We start from the raw sequence: 14,362 nt of genomic DNA on the forward strand, positions 1-14,362 counted from the left end.
CGATGAATCTGAAAGACCGCAGTGCCTGATTTGCGACTGCTTCGCAGCCGAACGCAGCCTTCGGCAGCTGCTACAGGTTATCCGCTGACCAAAAGACCAAGGACTTCACATGATGACTCTGCCATGGATCTACCTGGCCCTGCTTTCTACTGGCTATGGTCTGGCACTGACCTACGGTCACCTCGGCTTGATGGCCGCAATCTCCGTCGCGTTGCTGCTGTTCGCCGGCTTCGCAGTCCGCCAACAAAAGCTCCCCATCGCGCGCTACCTAGGTCACGCCTTATTTATCTTTATGGCTCTAGCGCTCGCAATGCACTGGCTTCCCGGTTTCTACAACGGTCGCGCCATCGACCCTCAGCGACTCACCGACGATGCCGTGCCGTTTTCCATGTACCTGAACCTGGACAAACCCCTGATCGGTTTCTGGCTATTACTGGTCTGCCCGGGGATTGTCGGCCGGCGTTCGCTGCGCCTTTCCATCTATGCCACCGCTATGGCGCTGTGCCTGAGTGCCGTGCTGGCCTTGGGCGGCGCGCTGTTGCTGGGCGTGATCAGTTGGGCACCGAAGTGGCCCGATCAAGCCTGGTTATGGACGCTGAACAACCTGCTGCTGGTGACGCTGGTCGAGGAAGCACTCTTTCGCGGTTACATCCAGGGCGGTCTGACCCGGTGCTTCAAAAACCTGCCCTACGGTGAAAACCTCGCCCTGCTCCTCGCCTCGCTGCTGTTCGGCCTGGTGCATGTGGGTGCCGGCTGGCAATGGGTGTTGCTGGCGAGCCTGGCGGGTGTCGGCTATGGTCTGGCCTACCGTTTTGGTGGCTTGGGTGCGGCCATCGCCACCCATTTCGGCCTGAACCTCCTGCACTTCGGGCTGTTCACCTATCCGATGCTCGCCGGCTGACGCAAGGGTCGTTTTGCGACGAGCCACCGATTAATGAAAAATAATCTCAATAAATGACTGACGATGCCGACAACCCGTCAAAGCCTTGCGGATTGAAAAAGCCATGCGTAACAACCAGCCTATTACACAACGCGAACGGACCTTCCCGGCTCAGCAACGGTTGATTTCCACCACCGATGCCAAGGGCGTGATCACCTACTGCAACGACGCTTTCGTCGAGATCAGCGGGTTTTCTCGTGAAGAGCTGATCCGTGCGCCGCATAACCTGGTCCGTCACCCTGACGTCCCGGCCGCGGTATTCGCGCACATGTGGGGCACACTGAAACAAGGCTTGCCATGGATGGGCATTGTCAAGAATCGCTGCAAGACCGGTGATCACTACTGGGTTAACGCCTATGTCACGCCGGTTTTCGAAGGCAATCAGGTGGTCGGTTACGAATCGGTGCGGGTCAAACCCACCGCCGAGCAGATCCGCCGTGCCGAAGCGCTCTACCAACGCATCAACCAGGGCAAGTCGGCGATTCCTTCAACGGACAAATGGCTGCCGGTGCTGCAGGACTGGCTGCCGTTCATTCTGGTCAGCCAGCTGAGTTTCATGATCGGTACGTCGCTCAATTCCCAATGGGGTTTTGCGTTGGCCGCCGGCCTGTCGGTGCCATTGGGCCTGCTGGGGTTGAGCTGGCAACAGCGCGGCCTCAAGCGTCTGCTGCACCTGGCCGGGCAGACGACCTCCGACCCGCTGATCGCGCAGATGTACACCGACAGTCGCGGCGCTCAAGCACGTCTGGAAATGTCGATCCTCAGCCAGGAAGCCCGCCTGAAAACCTGCCTGACGCGCCTGCAGGACACCGCCGAGCACCTCAGCGACCAGGCGAAACAGTCTGACGCCCTGGCTCACAGCAGCTCCACCGGCCTGGAACGCCAGCGCGTCGAGACCGAGCAAGTGGCCACCGCCGTCAACCAGATGGCCGCCACCACTCAAGAAGTCGCCAGCCACGTACAGCGCACGGCCGATGCGACTCAGGAAGCCAATCGCCTGACCGGTCGCGGTCGCGACATCGCCGGGGAAACCCGCGAAGCCATCCAGCGCCTGTCGGTGGTGGTCGGTGAAACCGGGCTGACCGTGACCCAACTGGCCAAGGACAGCGACGAAATCGGTGGCGTGGTCGATGTGATCAAAGGCATCGCCGACCAGACCAACCTGTTGGCGTTGAACGCGGCTATCGAAGCTGCTCGTGCCGGCGAGATGGGTCGTGGCTTTGCGGTGGTTGCCGACGAAGTTCGCCAACTGGCGCAGCGCACCAGCGAATCCACCGGGCAGATCCACGCTTTGATCGCCAAGCTGCAACAGACCGCCAGCACCGCGGTGCAAACCATGGAAGCCGGGCATCGCCAGGCCGAAGAAGGTGTCGCGCGGGTACTGGAAGCGGATAAGGCACTGGTGGGCATCAGCGAAGCGGTGGCCAACATCACCGATATGACCACCCAGATCGCAGCGGCGACCGAAGAGCAAAGTGCTGTCGCCGAAGAGATCAGCCGCAACATCAGCAACATCTCGCACCTGGCGGATCAGACGTCGGAACAGGCTCAACACTCGGCGTTGTTGAGTGAAGAGCTGACGAAGACGGCGAATACTCAGTATTCGTTGGTGGAGCGGTTTAACCGCTGATTGCGCCTCGCCTGATCGTTCCCACGCTCTGCGTGGGAATGCCTCAATGGACGCTCTGCGTCCGCTGTTGGGACGCGGAGCGTCCCGGGCTGCATTCCCACGCGGAGCGTCACTAGTGTCCGGTAAAAACCGAAGGGGGAGCTTGCTCCCCCTTGCTGTGCCTGCTTCGTAAGCAATAATCAGGTTTTCAGACTTGATTTTCGCCCATGTTCAGCAGCACTCGATTTGCGCAAATGCTTCAAGCCCTTCCTCATCAGCTCTTCAAAGCCGCCGTCAAACGCTGTGGCGCTGATCGTTACGCCAAACAATTCACGTCCTGGGATCTGCTCGTCACGCTGATTTACGGTCAGCTGACGCAAGCCAAAAGCTTGCGTACGTTGGCGACAGCCTCGCAGTCGCTGCAACCCCATCGCCACCACCTCAACGCCAAGAACATGGTGCGTTCGACCCTTTGTGATGCGTTGAACAAGCGCAGCTCAGAGCCGTTTCGGCTGGCCTGTGAGCACTTGCTTCAAGGCATTGGCCGCAAGCAGCGCAAGTCGCTCGAAGCCATGATCACCCTGATCGATTCGACCTCGATCAGCCTGCGCGGACCCGGTTTTGACGAATGGACCACCGCGACGAAAACCCGCATAACCCAAGGCTTGAAGGTACATGTGGCCATCGATCCACAGCAAACAGCCCCGACTTACGTAAACATCACCGCCGCCAACGTCAACGATCTGAGCGATGCCCTGACCATGCCGCTTGAAGCAGGTATGACGTACGTTTTCGACAAGGGTTACTGCGACTACAACTGGTGGCACCAGATTGATCAGATGGGTTCTTTCTTCGTCACCCGACTGAAGAAAAACGCCAATCTAAAGCCGGTAGAAAATTTGAGGGAAAAGGATGCACCCGAATTCATTGAGGCGGACGAATCGGTATTGTTCGGGAAGAAATACCTGAACACTCGACGTCCGAATCTCTACCAAAATCAGGCTGTGCGTCGGGTTCAGATCCGCCGAGAGGACCACGAAACGCCATTGATTCTGGTCACCAACGACTTCTCTCGCTCAGCGGAGGAGATCGCCGATCTGTACAAACAACGTTGGCAGATCGAACTGTTTTTTAAGTGGATCAAGCAAAACCTCAAGCTCAAACGGTATTTCGGCTTCTCTGAAAATGCCGTTCGTTTGCAGATCTACAGCGCCTTGATTACCTATCTTTTGCTGCATCTTTATCAGCGCCGTTCAGGTTGCTCGGGATCTATTTCAGACTTTGCCATTCGGCTAACCCACAGCTTGTTCGAACGCCCATTAAGCATTGAACACCTTGAACAGCGAAGGCAAAAGCGAACAAAGCTGAAGGCTGCCCAAGGCAGCCTTCAGCTTTGAAAAGGTTTTACCGGACACTAGTGACGCGGAGCGTGGGAACGATCACTGGCCTAAAAATGCAGCTACCTTGCTCGCCGCAACCGCCAAATGCTGCTCATGGGTAAACCCGGAAGCCTTCAACGGCTTCAAGTCATGATCTCCCGCAACCAGCCAGAACATCTCGATCCCTGGCGCCAACGTGTAAGCCTCAACGGCCTCACGATTCCCCAACGCATCCCGCTCGCCCTGCACGATCAACGTCGGCGTCTGAAGCGCGGCCAAATGCTCAACCCGAGGCTTCTCCGGTTTCCCCACCGCATAAAACGGATACCCGAGGCACACCAAAGCATCGGCCTCTAGTTCATCCACCAACAAACTCGCCATCCGCCCACCCATGGACTTGCCGCCAATGGCCAGACGCCCAGCGACATGGCGTCGCACCACGCCATAGACCTCACGCCAACACTCGAGCAGTTTCGGTGCCGGGTTCGGTGGACGTTTACCCCCATCAACACGCCGTTGCGCCATGTACGGAAACTCGAAGCGCAGCACGTTGATCCCGGATGCAGCAAGGCGCGCAGCCATGTCGTTCATCCAGCCGCTGTCCATTGGTGCCCCGGCGCCATGAGCGAGAATCAGCGTCACAGGTTCCGCCGAGGTCTTTGAAGCCGCCTCACTCCACAACCATCCATGATCCCGCACACACCGCGCCCATTGATCCCCGTCAATACTGGCCTTGTGCTCTTTGTCCATGCTTGCCTCGCTTTTAGTCTGCCTATAACTCCAGGCGAAGGGAGCGTCTGCCGTGCGGCTTACTCGCAAAGACAGGCCTTCACTTCGGCTGAACCGTGGATGGGGAACCATGAACACTTCTATCAGTACCGCCTACAACTACAAGGTGGTCCGCCAATTCGCCATTATGACGGTGGTGTGGGGCATCGTCGGCATGGGGCTCGGGGTTTTTCTCGCGGCTCAATTGGTCTGGCCTGAACTCAACTTCAATCTGCCGTGGACCAGCTTCGGGCGCCTGCGCCCGTTGCACACCAACGCAGTGATCTTCGCCTTTGGCGGTTGCGCCCTGTTCGCCAGTTCGTTCTATTCGGTGCAGCGCACCTGCCAGACCCAATTGTTCGCACCGAAAATCGCCGCGTTCTGCTTCTGGGGCTGGCAAGTGGTGATCTTGCTGGCGGCGATCAGTCTGCCGCTGGGTTACACCAGCTCCAAGGAATACGCCGAACTGGAATGGCCGATCGACATCCTGATCACCATTGTCTGGGTCGCCTACGCCGTGGTGTTCTTCGGCACGATCATGCAGCGCAAGACCAAGCACATCTACGTCGGCAACTGGTTCTTCGGTGCGTTCATCATCACCGTGGCGATTCTGCACATCGTCAACAACCTTGAACTGCCGGTGAGTTTCACCAAGTCCTACTCGGTGTACGCCGGTGCGACCGATGCCATGGTTCAGTGGTGGTACGGGCACAACGCCGTAGGCTTTTTCCTCACTGCCGGTTTCCTCGGGATGATGTACTACTTCGTGCCGAAACAGGCCGAACGCCCGGTGTATTCCTATCGCTTGTCGATCGTGCACTTCTGGGCGCTGATCACCCTGTACATCTGGGCCGGTCCGCACCACTTGCACTACACCGCGCTGCCGGACTGGGCACAGTCGCTGGGCATGGTGATGTCGCTGATCCTGCTGGCGCCGAGCTGGGGCGGGATGATCAACGGGATGATGACGCTTTCGGGCGCCTGGCATAAGTTGCGCAGCGACCCGATCCTGCGCTTCCTCGTGGTCTCGCTGGCGTTCTACGGCATGTCGACCTTCGAAGGGCCGATGATGGCCATCAAAACGGTCAACGCCCTCTCCCACTACACCGACTGGACCATCGGCCACGTGCATGCCGGCGCCCTCGGTTGGGTCGCGATGATCTCGATCGGCGCGCTGTACCACATGATCCCGAAAATCTTCGGTCGCACGCAGATGCACAGCATCGGCCTGATCAACGCGCACTTCTGGCTCGCCACCATCGGCACCGTGCTCTACATCGCGTCCATGTGGGTCAACGGCATCGCCCAGGGCCTCATGTGGCGCGCTGTCAACGAAGACGGCACGCTGACCTACTCCTTCGTCGAAACCCTGGTGGCCAGCCACCCAGGCTTCGTCGTGCGCCTGGTAGGCGGTGCGATCTTCTTCAGCGGCATGTTGCTGATGGCCTACAACACCTGGCGCACCGTTCGGGCCTCGCAGCCTGCCGAAGTCGCCGCTGCTGCGCAGATCGCCTGAGGAGGCCGCCATGAAACACGAAACAATCGAGAAAAACGTCGGCCTGCTGATGTTGCTGATGGTGCTGGCCGTGAGCATTGGCGGTCTGACCCAGATCGTCCCGCTGTTCTTCCAGGACGTGACCAATAAGCCGGTGGAAGGCATGAAGCCCTACACCGCGCTGCAACTGGAAGGTCGCGACATCTACATCCGCGAAGGCTGCGTCGGTTGCCACTCGCAGATGATCCGTCCGTTCCGCGCCGAGACCGAACGCTACGGCCACTATTCGGTGGCCGGTGAAAGTGTCTGGGATCACCCGTTCCTGTGGGGCTCGAAACGTACCGGTCCGGACCTGGCCCGGGTCGGCGGTCGCTACTCCGAAGACTGGCACCGTGCGCACTTGTACAACCCGCGCAACGTAGTGCCGGAATCGAAAATGCCCGGCTATCCGTGGCTGGTGGCCAATCAACTCGACAGCAGCCACACCGAAACCAAGATCCGCGCCATGCGCACGTTGGGCGTGCCGTACACCGACGACGACATCGCCGGCTCAGTCGCCTCGCTCAAGGGCAAAACCGAAATGGACGCGCTGGTCGCTTACCTGCAAGTGCTCGGCACGTCCATCAAGAGCAAGAGGTGAGCCATGCCCTTTGAAATCATAAGTGAAATGAGCAGTGGAATGATCCGCGGCCTGGGCACGGTCGTGGTGTTCGTGGCCTTCGTCGGCCTGACGCTGTGGGTGTTCAACGGCAAGCGCAATCCGGAATTCGCCGAAGCGCGTTTGCTGCCGTTCGCCGATGAACCGCTACCCGATGACGTCACCCAAGAACCTGAAACAAGGAGTACCCGGCCATGACCACCTTCTGGAGTACGTGGATCTGCGTACTGACCATCGGCAGCCTGATCGGCCTGACCTGGTTGCTGATCGGCACCCGCAAGGGCGAAACCAAGGGCAGCGTCGACCAGACCATGGGCCACAGTTTCGACGGCATCGAGGAGTACGACAATCCGCTGCCGCAGTGGTGGTTCATGCTGTTCGCCGGCACGCTGGTGTTCGCCGTGGGCTATCTGGTGCTTTACCCCGGCCTGGGCAACTGGAAAGGCATTCTGCCGGGTTACGAGGACGGCTGGACCGGTGTCCACGAGTGGGAAAAGGAGATGAACAAGGCCGATGCGAAGTTCGGTCCGATCTTCGCCAAATTCGCGGCGATGCCCGTGGAAGAAGTGGCGGCGGACCCGCTAGCGTTGAAAATGGGCGGTCGCCTGTTTGCCTCCAATTGCGCGGTCTGCCACGGCTCGGATGCCAAGGGCGCTTTCGGGTTCCCCAATCTGGCTGACAACAGCTGGCGCTGGGGCGGCAACGCCGACACCATCAAAACCACGATCATGGGCGGTCGCATGGCTGCGATGCCGGCCTGGGGTGAAATCCTTGGTGATGCCGGCGTGAAGAACGTCGCGACTTATGTGCGCCATGATCTGGCCGGCCTGCCGTTGCCTGCCGAAAGCGGTGCCGACCTGCACGCCGGACAGCAAGCGTTCAGCACGATGTGCGTAGCCTGCCATGGGGCAAACGGCCAAGGTACCGAAGCCATGGGCGCGCCGAATCTGACGCAACCGGCCGGTTTTATCTACGGAACAAGCCTGGCGCAACTGCAACAGACCATTCGCCATGGTCGCCAGGGCCATATGCCGGCGCAAAACGAACTGCTCGGCAACGACAAGGTGCAATTGCTGGCCGCTTACGTTTACAGCCTGTCTCATGGGCTGAGCACCGAGCGTTTGCAGGCTGAAGGCAAACACGAATAAATCTCGACCGCTCTGCTGCCGCATTCTCCCGGATGCGGCAGTTCCCTGCCCCTTTGCGACCAAGTGTCGCACCCCTCCGTTGGTCCTCCTTTCGGTTCCCCAGATTCGGGTCTAAGCTTCCCCCGATGCGGACTGGCATGAGCCGGTTCCAGGTCGACCCAACCCGATGTGTTCGACGAATCTGCTCGATGACAAGCCGCAAAGGCTGGTAGATACCGGCTGTCGTGCCAATTGCCATCTGTCACCCGATCGTTGTGTTTGAACACACCCCGTTACATCCGACCTGACCCCCTCACCATTTTCGTCTGCTGCGACATTTTGCCCTTGGGCAATTTTGTCCCTACGCGGCGCATGGAAAGGCCGCAGAATCAGCTTTTGAAAGCATTGACCCAGGTCATGGCGCGTTGCAATGACCCCCCGCTTTCTCCATACTTGCGGCCGATTTTTACTCCTAATAAAACACCCAAACCGTGGAACCTTAGAATGAGCACAGCAATCAGTCCGACTGCTTATAACTATAAGGTAGTCCGCCAGTTCGCCATCATGACGGTGGTCTGGGGGATCCTTGGCATGGGGCTTGGTGTCTTCATCGCCTCACAGCTTGTATGGCCCGAATTGAACTTCGGTCTGCCGTGGACGACTTTTGGACGCTTACGCCCGTTGCACACCAACCTGGTGATTTTCGCCTTCGGTGGTTGTGCTCTGTTTGCCACTTCTTATTACGTCGTGCAGCGAACCTGCCAAACGCGACTGATTTCCGACAGCCTCGCCGCCTTCACCTTCTGGGGTTGGCAAGCGGTGATCGTCGGCGCGATCGTTACCTTGCCGCTGGGTTACACCACCACCAAGGAATACGCGGAACTGGAATGGCCCCTGGCTATTCTGCTGGCCATCGTCTGGGTTACTTACGGTCTGGTGTTCTTCGGCACCATCACCAAACGCAAAACCAAGCACATTTATGTGGGTAACTGGTTCTACGGTGCCTTCATCGTTGTGACGGCGATGCTGCACATCGTCAACCACGCTTCCCTGCCGGTCAGCTTCTTCAAGTCCTACTCGGCCTACGCCGGTGCGACTGACGCGATGATCCAGTGGTGGTATGGCCACAACGCGGTGGGTTTCTTCCTGACCACCGGCTTCCTGGGGATGATGTACTACTTCGTTCCGAAGCAGGCCGAGCGTCCGATCTACTCCTATCGTCTGTCGATCGTGCACTTCTGGGCGCTGATCACCCTGTACATCTGGGCCGGTCCGCACCACCTGCACTACACCGCGCTGCCGGACTGGGCTCAGTCCCTGGGCATGGCGATGTCGATCATCCTGCTGGCACCAAGCTGGGGCGGCATGATCAACGGCATGATGACCCTGTCAGGCGCCTGGCATAAGCTGCGTACCGACCCGATCCTGCGCTTTCTCGTTGTGTCGCTGGCCTTCTACGGCATGTCGACCTTCGAAGGCCCGATGATGGCCATCAAGACCGTCAACTCGCTGTCTCACTACACTGACTGGACCATCGGCCACGTACACGCCGGCGCCTTGGGCTGGGTAGCGATGATCTCGATCGGCGCCATCTACCACATGATCCCGAAACTGTTCGGTCGTGTGCAGATGCACAGCATCGGCCTGATCAACACGCACTTCTGGCTCGCGACCATCGGTACCGTTCTGTACATCGCTTCGATGTGGGTCAACGGCATCACCCAGGGTCTGATGTGGCGTGCAATCAACGACGACGGCACCCTCACCTACTCGTTCGTTGAAGCGCTGCAAGCCAGCCATCCTGGTTTCATCGTTCGCGCCCTGGGCGGTGCGTTCTTCGCCAGCGGCATGCTGTTCATGGCCTACAACGTATGGCGTACCGTACGTGCCTCGAACCCGGCTGAAGCCAAAGCTGCTGAACAGATTGCTGTAGTTGGAGCTCACTGATGAAGCATGAAGCAGTCGAGAAGAACATTGGCCTGCTGGCCTTCTTCATGGTTATCGCCGTCAGCATCGGCGGCCTGACCCAGATCGTTCCGCTGTTTTTCCAGGACGTCACCAACAAGCCGGTCGAAGGCATGAAGCCTCGCACCGCCCTTGAACTGGAAGGCCGCGACATCTACATCGCCAACGGTTGTGTCGGCTGCCACTCGCAGATGATCCGCCCGTTCCGCGCTGAAACCGAACGTTACGGCCACTACTCGGTCGCCGGTGAAAGCGTCTGGGACCACCCGTTCCTGTGGGGTTCCAAGCGTACCGGTCCGGACCTGGCCCGTGTTGGCGGTCGTTACTCCGATGACTGGCAGCGTGCGCATTTGTACAACCCGCGCAACGTGGTGCCTGAGTCGAAAATGCCGGCCTACCCGTTCCTCGTGGAAAACAAGCTCGACGGCAAAGACACCGCCAAGAAAATGGAAGTCTTGCGCACGCTCGGCGTCCCTTACACCGACGAAGACATCGCCGGCGCCAAGGATGCTGTGAAGGGCAAAACCGAAATGGACGCGCTGGTGGCCTATCTGCAAGGCCTGGGCACCATCATCAAAAGCAAACGGTGATTTAGATGGATATCGGGATGATTCGTGGCCTGGGCACCGTTGTTGTGATGGTGGCCTTCATCGGTCTGGCGTTGTGGGTATTCAGCCCCAAGCGCAAGTCGGAGTTTGAAGACGCGACCTTGCTGCCTTTCGCGGATGATCCCGAAGCCATCAAGCACGTCGAGCAAGCTTCTAGGAGTAACAAAGAATGACTACGTTCTGGAGTCTGTACGTCACAGTCCTCAGTCTCGGCACGATCTTCGCCCTGACCTGGCTGCTGCTGTCCACTCGCAAGGGCCAGCGCAGCGAAGCCACCGAAGAAACGGTTGGCCACTCCTTCGACGGGATCGAGGAGTACGACAACCCACTGCCGAAATGGTGGTTCATGCTGTTCGTGGGCACCATCATCTTCGCCCTGGGCTACCTGGTGCTGTACCCGGGCCTGGGCAACTGGAAAGGCCTGTTGCCGGGTTACAACTACCTCGATAACGAAAAGCAGACCGCGTTCGCCAACGGCCAGAGCGGCTGGACCGGCGTTCACGAGTGGGAAAAGGAAATGGCCAAGTCGGATGCCAAGTTCGGCCCGATCTTCGCCAAGTTCGCTTCCATGCCAATCGAAGAAGTCGCCAAGGACCCGCAAGCCCTGAAGATGGGTGGCCGCCTGTTCGCCTCCAACTGCTCGGTCTGCCACGGTTCCGATGCCAAAGGCGCTTATGGCTTCCCTAACCTGACCGACGCCGACTGGCGCTGGGGCGGCGAAGCGGAAACCATCAAGACCACCATCATGGGCGGTCGTCACGCTGTGATGCCGGCCTGGGCAGAAGTGATCGGCGAGCAAGGCGTTGCGAACGTTGCCGCGTTCGTACTGACCAACCTCGATGGCCGCAAGTTGCCGGAAGGCACCAAGGCTGACCCGGTTGCCGGCCAGAAACTGTTCGCCGCCAACTGCGCGGTGTGCCACGGTCCGGAAGGCAAAGGCACGCCAGCGATGGGCGCGCCTAACCTGACCCACCCGGCAGCGTTCATCTACGGTTCGAGCTTCGCTCAACTGCAGCAGACCATCCGTTACGGCCGTCAGGGCCAGATGCCTGCGCAAGAACAGCTGCAAGGCAACGACAAGGTTCACCTGCTGGCGGCTTACGTCTACAGCCTTTCTCACGGAGAGAAAGCGCCAGTGGCGGACGCCCAGTAAGGCAAACGCTTGATGCAACACAACGGCCCCGCCAATGAAAATTGGCGGGGCCGTTTGCATTTCGGCGCTTTAATGTTTTGAGATAAATGCTCAATAGACTCGAACTTCAACGCCCTGTAGCTTGCTTTTCACCCCGACAAGACCGTCAGGGTCATCGTCAAATACCTGCAATTCAAGGAAGAAAGCAATGAGAGAAGCCGATCACGACTGTGTGCAATCCAACGAGGATTTCACCGACTTCGATCACACCGTTGATGTCGCCCCCACTACGGACGATTCCACGAATGAATCCAAAACCACCGATACCGTCTATGAAAATAAAGGCAGCGGACTGGACAGCCTCGGAGGCGGAAGATTGATTTGATATCCGATCAAATCAGACCGTTTAACACGATCCATGAACGTCGCTTGCAAGAGCGAGTTTCATGGATCGTATATAGTCAATTGATCTGGATCAGGACTTGTTACATCTGCTACACCATTTACACCTCTCCCCCCAACGCGACCAAAGGTCGCACCCTTGACCTAGAGCGACAGGCGTATCATTACGCCACTGCAACACCTCTTTTTGACCGCGGTCGGCATGTACTGACCGGGGCATTTTTCCACTGCCGTGGGATGCAATGATGAGCAACCAGATTCCGGTACACGACGTCACCCCTGCCAAGAACGCGAACAACAGCGTCGACCTCTACGCCTCTCGAGAAAAAATCTACACCCGCGCCTTCACCGGCCTGTTCCGCAACCTGCGGATGATGGGCGGTGCCGGGCTGTTTCTGCTGTATTTCGGTACGGTCTGGCTGAGCTGGGGCGGCCATCAGGCCGTCTGGTGGAACCTGCCGGAGCGCAAATTCTTCATCTTTGGCGCAACCTTCTGGCCTCAGGACTTCATCCTGCTCTCGGGGATACTGATCGTCAGCGCCTTCGGCCTGTTCTTCATTACCGTGTATGCCGGGCGGGTCTGGTGCGGCTATACCTGCCCACAGAGTGTCTGGACCTGGATTTTCATGTGGTGCGAGAAGGTCACCGAAGGCGACCGCAACCAGCGCATCAAGCTCGACAAAGCGCCCATGAGCGCCAACAAATTCCTGCGCAAATTCAGCAAACACACGATGTGGCTGTTGATTGGTTTCGTGACCGGCATGACCTTCGTCGGTTACTTCTCGCCGATCCGCGAGCTGACCATCGACTTCTTCACGGGCGAAGCCGACGGCTGGTCGTATTTCTGGGTCGGCTTCTTCACCCTCGCCACCTACGGCAATGCCGGCCGGTTACGCGAGCAGGTGTGCATTTACATGTGCCCGTACGCGCGCTTCCAGAGCGTGATGTTCGATAAAGACACCCTGATCGTTTCCTACGACCCGCGCCGTGGTGAAAGCCGCGGCCCGCGCAAGAAAGGCGTCGACTACAAGGCCATGGGCCTGGGCGACTGCATCGACTGCACCATGTGCGTCCAGGTCTGCCCGACCGGTATCGACATCCGCGACGGCCTGCAAGTCGAATGCATCGGCTGTGCGGCCTGCATCGATGCCTGCGACAGCATCATGGACAAGATGGATTACCCGCGCGGTCTGATCAGCTACACCACCGAGCACAACCTGTCCGGGCAAAAAACCAATAAACTGCGCCCGCGCCTGATCGGCTACGCCACGGTGCTGCTGGCGATGATCGCTTTGCTGATGACCGCATTCTTCATGCGTTCGCTGGTCGGTTTCGACGTCAGCAAGGACCGCGTGCTGTACCGCGAGAACGCCGAAGGCCGGATCGAAAACGTCTACAGCCTGAAGATCATGAACAAGGATCAGCGCGACCACACCTACGTGCTCGAAGCCGCTGGCCTGCCGGACCTCAAGCTGCAAGGCAAGCGCGAGATCAAGGTCGCCGCCGGGGAGATTTTCAGCCAGCCGGTCGAACTGTCCATCGCTCCGGAAAAACTGCCATCGAGCACCAACGAGGTGAAATTCATCCTCAAGGATGCCGATGACGAGAACGTCCACATTGAAGCCAAGAGCCGGTTCATCGGCCCACAAGTTCGTTGAGAGAAGTGATCATGCCCGCAGCAAATGCCGCAAGTCCCTGGTACAAGCACCTTTGGCCGTGGATCATCATCGCCATCCTGGCGTGTTCCGTGACCCTGACCTTGTCCATGGTGACGATCGCGGTGAACAACCCGGACAACCTGGTCAACGACAACTATTACGAGGCCGGCAAAGGCATCAACCGTTCCCTCGACCGTGAGTTGCTGGCGCAGACCCTGCTGCTGCGCGCCAGCGTTCATCTGGACGACGTAACCGGTGAAGTCGACCTGCGCCTGAGCGGCAACAGCCAACCGAAAACCCTGGAGCTGAACCTGATCTCGCCGACCCAGCCAGAGAAAGATCGCAAGATCACCCTGGCGCGCAGCGAAACCGAACAGGGCCGCTACATTGGCCAGCTGAACGACAAGATCGATGGTCGCCGCTTTGTAGAGTTGTTGGGTGTACAGGACGACAAGACCTGGCGCATGTTCGAAGAAGAACAGGTCAGCCATGACAAGGATCTGCTGCTGGGTGATGAACCGCTGCAAGGCGCCGAAGACCTGAAGAAGTAAAAGCCTGCGCTTCGCGCATCGCGAGCAAGCTCGCTCCCACAGGGTTTTGTGAACGCCACAAATCCAATGT

15 protein-coding genes are annotated in these 14,362 nt (G+C 58.7%); 14 read left to right on the top strand and 1 reads right to left on the bottom strand.

Annotated elements, in window-relative coordinates:
* Positions 1-109: 109 nt before the first annotated feature.
* The 3 genes from ACMXYI_RS28110 (at position 110) to ACMXYI_RS28120 (ending at position 3,946) form a co-directional block, all read left to right on the top strand.
* A complete protein-coding gene (locus tag ACMXYI_RS28110) occupies positions 110-901 on the top strand; it encodes a CPBP family intramembrane glutamic endopeptidase (RefSeq protein ID WP_415770244.1) in 792 nt (263 codons plus the stop codon).
* A gap of 103 nt (positions 902-1,004) precedes the next feature.
* Positions 1,005-2,570 carry a methyl-accepting chemotaxis protein gene (locus ACMXYI_RS28115; protein WP_415770246.1) on the top strand — a complete coding sequence of 522 codons (1,566 nt, stop codon included), beginning with the start codon at positions 1,005-1,007 and terminating at the stop codon, positions 2,568-2,570.
* Between the two features lie 206 nt (positions 2,571-2,776).
* Complete coding sequence (locus ACMXYI_RS28120) at positions 2,777-3,946, top strand: IS4 family transposase (RefSeq protein ID WP_415768078.1); 1,170 nt, start codon at positions 2,777-2,779, stop codon at positions 3,944-3,946.
* A gap of 42 nt (positions 3,947-3,988) precedes the next feature.
* Here ACMXYI_RS28120 and ACMXYI_RS28125 read toward each other — a convergent pair whose 3' ends face one another.
* Positions 3,989-4,678, bottom strand: coding sequence for an alpha/beta family hydrolase (locus ACMXYI_RS28125; RefSeq protein ID WP_415770248.1), 690 nt, complete (start codon positions 4,676-4,678; stop codon positions 3,989-3,991).
* A 109-nt stretch (positions 4,679-4,787) separates the two neighbouring features.
* Between ACMXYI_RS28125 and ccoN (ACMXYI_RS28130) the strand changes: the two genes are divergently transcribed.
* The 11 genes from ccoN (ACMXYI_RS28130) to ACMXYI_RS28180 all read left to right on the top strand — a co-directional run bounded on the left by ccoN (ACMXYI_RS28130) (position 4,788) and on the right by ACMXYI_RS28180 (position 14,292).
* Entirely contained in the window at positions 4,788-6,212 is a 1,425-nt protein-coding gene (gene ccoN, locus ACMXYI_RS28130; protein WP_046057047.1) for a cytochrome-c oxidase, cbb3-type subunit I, read from the top strand.
* A 10-nt stretch (positions 6,213-6,222) separates the two neighbouring features.
* Complete coding sequence (gene ccoO / locus ACMXYI_RS28135; protein ID WP_150655306.1) at positions 6,223-6,831, top strand: cytochrome-c oxidase, cbb3-type subunit II; 609 nt, start codon at positions 6,223-6,225, stop codon at positions 6,829-6,831.
* A gap of 15 nt (positions 6,832-6,846) precedes the next feature.
* A complete protein-coding gene (locus tag ACMXYI_RS28140; RefSeq protein ID WP_415773992.1) occupies positions 6,847-7,047 on the top strand; it encodes a cbb3-type cytochrome oxidase subunit 3 in 201 nt (66 codons plus the stop codon).
* The gene (ccoP, locus tag ACMXYI_RS28145; RefSeq protein ID WP_415770251.1) at positions 7,044-7,997 is read left to right on the top strand and encodes a cytochrome-c oxidase, cbb3-type subunit III; all 954 of its coding nucleotides are present in this window, start codon (positions 7,044-7,046) and stop codon (positions 7,995-7,997) included. Before ACMXYI_RS28140 ends, ccoP (ACMXYI_RS28145) begins: the two co-directional genes overlap by 4 nt.
* 483 nt (positions 7,998-8,480) lie before the next feature.
* Positions 8,481-9,923: a cytochrome-c oxidase, cbb3-type subunit I gene (gene ccoN / locus ACMXYI_RS28150; RefSeq protein WP_008157290.1), complete on the top strand. Its 1,443-nt coding sequence runs from the start codon at positions 8,481-8,483 to the stop codon at positions 9,921-9,923.
* The gene (ccoO, locus tag ACMXYI_RS28155) at positions 9,923-10,531 is read left to right on the top strand and encodes a cytochrome-c oxidase, cbb3-type subunit II (protein WP_018925301.1); all 609 of its coding nucleotides are present in this window, start codon (positions 9,923-9,925) and stop codon (positions 10,529-10,531) included. Before ccoN (ACMXYI_RS28150) ends, ccoO (ACMXYI_RS28155) begins: the two co-directional genes overlap by 1 nt.
* 5 nt (positions 10,532-10,536) lie before the next feature.
* Positions 10,537-10,722, top strand: a complete 186-nt coding sequence (locus ACMXYI_RS28160; protein ID WP_003175465.1) for a CcoQ/FixQ family Cbb3-type cytochrome c oxidase assembly chaperone — start codon at positions 10,537-10,539, stop codon at positions 10,720-10,722.
* The gene (gene ccoP, locus ACMXYI_RS28165) at positions 10,719-11,702 is read left to right on the top strand and encodes a cytochrome-c oxidase, cbb3-type subunit III (RefSeq protein WP_415770252.1); all 984 of its coding nucleotides are present in this window, start codon (positions 10,719-10,721) and stop codon (positions 11,700-11,702) included. The genes ACMXYI_RS28160 and ccoP (ACMXYI_RS28165) overlap by 4 nt, the downstream gene beginning before the upstream one ends.
* A 187-nt stretch (positions 11,703-11,889) precedes the next feature.
* On the top strand, positions 11,890-12,066 hold the full coding sequence (locus ACMXYI_RS28170; protein ID WP_415770254.1) for a hypothetical protein: 177 nt from the start codon (positions 11,890-11,892) through the stop codon (positions 12,064-12,066).
* A gap of 262 nt (positions 12,067-12,328) precedes the next feature.
* A complete protein-coding gene (gene ccoG / locus ACMXYI_RS28175; RefSeq protein WP_415770256.1) occupies positions 12,329-13,741 on the top strand; it encodes a cytochrome c oxidase accessory protein CcoG in 1,413 nt (470 codons plus the stop codon).
* Positions 13,742-13,752: 11 nt separating this feature from the next.
* The gene (locus ACMXYI_RS28180) at positions 13,753-14,292 is read left to right on the top strand and encodes a FixH family protein (RefSeq protein ID WP_415770258.1); all 540 of its coding nucleotides are present in this window, start codon (positions 13,753-13,755) and stop codon (positions 14,290-14,292) included.
* Positions 14,293-14,362 lie beyond the last annotated feature (70 nt).

The organism is Pseudomonas lyxosi (assembly GCF_047758685.1).
GTDB classification, from domain to species: domain Bacteria; phylum Pseudomonadota; class Gammaproteobacteria; order Pseudomonadales; family Pseudomonadaceae; genus Aquipseudomonas; species Aquipseudomonas lyxosi.

Bases quoted from the DNA above. Each gene is read 5' to 3' on its own strand.
- ccoN (WP_008157290.1), top strand. From the start codon at position 8,481: ATGAGCACAGCAATCAGTCCGACTGCTTATAACTATAAGGTAGTCCGC.
- ccoP (WP_415770251.1), top strand. From the start codon at position 7,044: ATGACCACCTTCTGGAGTACGTGGATCTGCGTACTGACCATCGGCAGC.
- ACMXYI_RS28160 (WP_003175465.1), top strand. From the start codon at position 10,537: ATGGATATCGGGATGATTCGTGGCCTGGGCACCGTTGTTGTGATGGTG.
- ACMXYI_RS28170 (WP_415770254.1), top strand. From the start codon at position 11,890: ATGAGAGAAGCCGATCACGACTGTGTGCAATCCAACGAGGATTTCACC.
- ccoN (WP_046057047.1), top strand. From the start codon at position 4,788: ATGAACACTTCTATCAGTACCGCCTACAACTACAAGGTGGTCCGCCAA.
- ccoP (WP_415770252.1), top strand. From the start codon at position 10,719: ATGACTACGTTCTGGAGTCTGTACGTCACAGTCCTCAGTCTCGGCACG.
- ACMXYI_RS28180 (WP_415770258.1), top strand. From the start codon at position 13,753: ATGCCCGCAGCAAATGCCGCAAGTCCCTGGTACAAGCACCTTTGGCCG.
- ACMXYI_RS28115 (WP_415770246.1), top strand. From the start codon at position 1,005: ATGCGTAACAACCAGCCTATTACACAACGCGAACGGACCTTCCCGGCT.
- ACMXYI_RS28120 (WP_415768078.1), top strand. From the start codon at position 2,777: ATGTTCAGCAGCACTCGATTTGCGCAAATGCTTCAAGCCCTTCCTCAT.
- ccoO (WP_018925301.1), top strand. From the start codon at position 9,923: ATGAAGCATGAAGCAGTCGAGAAGAACATTGGCCTGCTGGCCTTCTTC.
- ccoG (WP_415770256.1), top strand. From the start codon at position 12,329: ATGAGCAACCAGATTCCGGTACACGACGTCACCCCTGCCAAGAACGCG.
- ACMXYI_RS28110 (WP_415770244.1), top strand. From the start codon at position 110: ATGATGACTCTGCCATGGATCTACCTGGCCCTGCTTTCTACTGGCTAT.
- ccoO (WP_150655306.1), top strand. From the start codon at position 6,223: ATGAAACACGAAACAATCGAGAAAAACGTCGGCCTGCTGATGTTGCTG.
- ACMXYI_RS28125 (WP_415770248.1), bottom strand. From the start codon at position 4,678: ATGGACAAAGAGCACAAGGCCAGTATTGACGGGGATCAATGGGCGCGG.